Origin of the sequence: Actinomadura sp. KC345 (assembly GCF_004348515.1) — a bacterium.
GTDB lineage: Bacteria > Actinomycetota > Actinomycetes > Streptosporangiales > Streptosporangiaceae > Spirillospora.
Genome location: NZ_SMKH01000502.1, coordinates 1 through 2,972 on the forward strand (window position 1 = coordinate 1; position 2,972 = coordinate 2,972).

Below are 2,972 nucleotides of genomic sequence, written 5' to 3' on the forward strand. Positions count from 1 at the left end.
CCCGCAGCCCGAGCAGCCCGCTCCGGCCCCCTCCACCGAGCTCCCGAGCGAGATCCCCGAGATCTAGGAGGGCGGAAGCGGGTGCGCGCCGTCCGGTAGTACTCAATCCGGATGAGTAGCGGTACTCAGGGCGAACCGGGGTACAACGCCCATCCTGGTTCCGTAGGGTCGCTCTGTCCGGGAGCGTCCGGGTCGGCGAGGCTGGTCGTCCACGGAGCACGAGGAACCGGGGGAGCCCCAGCCCATGAGAGCCCGCATCACCGCCGTCGCGGCGCATCTGCCCGAGCGGACGGTCACCAGCGCCGAGGTCGAGGCCCGGGTCGCGGCCGAGAGCGCCACCGCGGACGGCGGGTACCGGCCGCACCCGACGATCGTCGAGCGGATGACAGGGATCCGCACCCGGCACGTCATGCGCGACGACGAGCAGGCGTCGGACCTGGCCGTCGCCGCCGCACGCGATGTCCTCGCCCAGCGCGGACTCCAGGCGGGGGGCGTCGACCTGCTGGTGTTCGGGTCGGCCTCCCAGGACCTGATCGAGCCCGCCACCGCGCACATCGTCGCCGCCAAGCTCGGCGCCGCGTGCCCGGTCTTCGACGTCAAGAACGCGTGCAACAGCTTCCTGAACGGGTTGCAGACGGCGGACGCGCTGATCCGCACCGGGCAGCACGAGCGCGTGCTGGTCTGCACGGGGGAGAGCCCGTCGCGCGCCATCCGCTGGAAGGTCCGCGACCGCGCCCAGTTCGCGGACGCCTTCGCCGGCTACACGCTCTCCGACGGCGGCGCCGCGATGCTCGTCGAGGCCGCCCCCGACGGCGGGATCTTCTACCGCGACTTCGCCGCCGTCTCCAGCGCCTGGCGGATCGGGACGCTCCCGGCCGGCGGCTCGATGCACCCCCGCGACCCCGACTTCACCTACTTCAGCGGCGACGGGCGGCGGCTCAGGGACGCGTTCGTGGCCAACGGCCCGGAGATCTTCACGACCGCGCTGGAGAAGAACGGCCTGACGTGGGACGACTTCGCGGTCATCGCCGTCCACCAGGTGACGCTGCCGTATCTGGAGGTGCTCCGGTCGACCCTCGGCATCCCGCCGGAGCGGCTCGTCGTCACGCTCCCCGGCCACGGCAACGTCGCGTCCGCGAGCCTCCCGCTCCAGATCGCCACCGCCCTCGCCGGGGGACGCTGCGGCCCCGGCGACCGGGTCGCGCTCATCGGCCTCGCCGGAGGCGTCAGCCTCGGCGTCATGTTCGCGGAGCTGTGACGATGAACCTGTGGGTCGTCATCCCCGCCTATGACGAGGAGCGGTCGATCGGCGCGACGCTGCGCCGGCTCGCCGGGCAGACCGACACGGGCTTCTCGCTCGTCGTCGTCGACAACGGCAGCACGGACGGGACGGCCCGGGTCGTCAAGGAGTTCGCCGCCGGAAACACGGCGTTCGACGTCCGGATCGTCCACGAGCCGGAGAAGGGGACCGGGGCCGCCGCCGACACCGGCGTCCGGCACGCGGTCAGCGCCGGCGCCACGCACGTCGCGCGCACCGACGCCGACTGCCTGCCGCACCGCGGCTGGATCGCGGCCGTGCGGCGCGCGTTCGGCGAAGGGCTGGAGATGGTCAGCGGTCCGCTGCTGCCCCGCACCGACGAGTTCCCGCTGAAGTTCTGGGAGCGGCGCCTGCTCCCGGCCGTCATCGACCTCGCCGCCCTCTTCGGACGCTTCCGCCCCGGCAACCAGGACCCCCTCTACCTCGGCCCGTACGTGATGATGCCGGGCTGCAACCTCGCGATCACCGCCGACCTGTACGAGCGGGCAGGCGGATTCCCCCGCACCCGCATCGAGGACGTCCACGAGGACCGCGAGCTGGTCAACCGCGTCCGCCGCGTGACCGACGCCTACGGGCTGCGCAAGGACGTCGTGATGTACGGCTCGGTACGGCGGCTCCGGGCGTTCGGCCTCGTCCGGACGCTCGGCTGGTACGCCGACCACCGCTACACGCCGCCCGTCGTGGACATCAGATGAACACGGACGCCACGTGAACTGGGAACGCCGCCTCTACCTGGCCGCGCATCCGTTCGCGTACCCGCTGCTGCGCGGGGTCGCGCGGCGCGGCGCGATCGTCCGCGTGCCCGGGGTCGGCGTGGTCGTGAACGACGCGTCCCTGGCCCGCGACGTCCTCATGGACGGCGAGACGTTCCGCAAGGACGGCCCCGGCTCGCCGGGCGACCTGTGGACGCCGGTCCTGGGGCCGTCCGTCCTGCTCAACATGGAAGGGGACGCGCATCGTGCCCTGCGCCGCCGGCTGACCGACCTGTTCGTCCCCTCCTACACCGAGGCCCTGTGCGCCCGCGTCCTGGCCGAGCCCCTGGACCGGCTCGCCGGCCGTCTCGCAAGCGGCGCGGCCGTCGACCTGGTCGACGCCGCGCGGGTGCTGGCCGGCGCGGTCATCGGCGAGGTCATCGGCCTGGACGGCGGGACCGAGGCGGCCTACCGGGACCTGTTCGAGCAGGGCGAGCGCGTCGTCTCCATGGTCTCGCTGCGGACGCGGCGGCTCTCCCCGTCCCAGGTGCGGCGGGCCCGCGCCGTGCTCGACCCCCTCGGCGACATCGCGGCCAAGTCGTACCTGACGGGGGACGAGTCGACCGTCATGGGACGGATGCGGGCGCTCGGCCTCTCCGAGGACGAGGCGCGAGGCGCCGCCGGCGCGTTCTTCCTGACCGGCACGGAGACGGTGGCGACGCTGCTGCCGCGCCTGATCGCCCTCCTCGCCGACCACGGGCTGCTCGCCCGGGTCGCCGCCGACGAGGCGCTGCTCGGCCCGGCCATCGAGGAGGCCATGCGGGTGACGACGCCGACGCCGGTGATGCTGCGCGGCGTGCACCGTCCCGCCACGGTCGGCGGCGTGGCGGTCCGCCCCGGCGACCGCGTCCTGATCGCCACGCACAACTGCTGCCGCGCCCACGGCCCGTTCGACCCCGACC

At 73.8% G+C, this 2,972-nt stretch carries 3 protein-coding genes; all 3 read left to right on the top strand.

Annotation, left to right across the window (positions count from 1 at the left end; genetic code table 11):
* Positions 1 to 244 precede the first annotated feature (244 nt).
* The gene (locus E1281_RS38855; protein WP_131884689.1) at positions 245 to 1,258 is read left to right on the top strand and encodes a ketoacyl-ACP synthase III; all 1,014 of its coding nucleotides are present in this window, start codon (positions 245 to 247) and stop codon (positions 1,256 to 1,258) included.
* 2 nt (positions 1,259 to 1,260) lie between these two features.
* The gene (locus tag E1281_RS38860; RefSeq protein ID WP_131884690.1) at positions 1,261 to 2,013 is read left to right on the top strand and encodes a glycosyltransferase family A protein; all 753 of its coding nucleotides are present in this window, start codon (positions 1,261 to 1,263) and stop codon (positions 2,011 to 2,013) included.
* Between the two features lie 13 nt (positions 2,014 to 2,026).
* A partial coding sequence (locus E1281_RS38865; RefSeq protein ID WP_131884691.1) for a cytochrome P450 occupies positions 2,027 to 2,972 on the top strand: 946 nt, incomplete at its 3' end.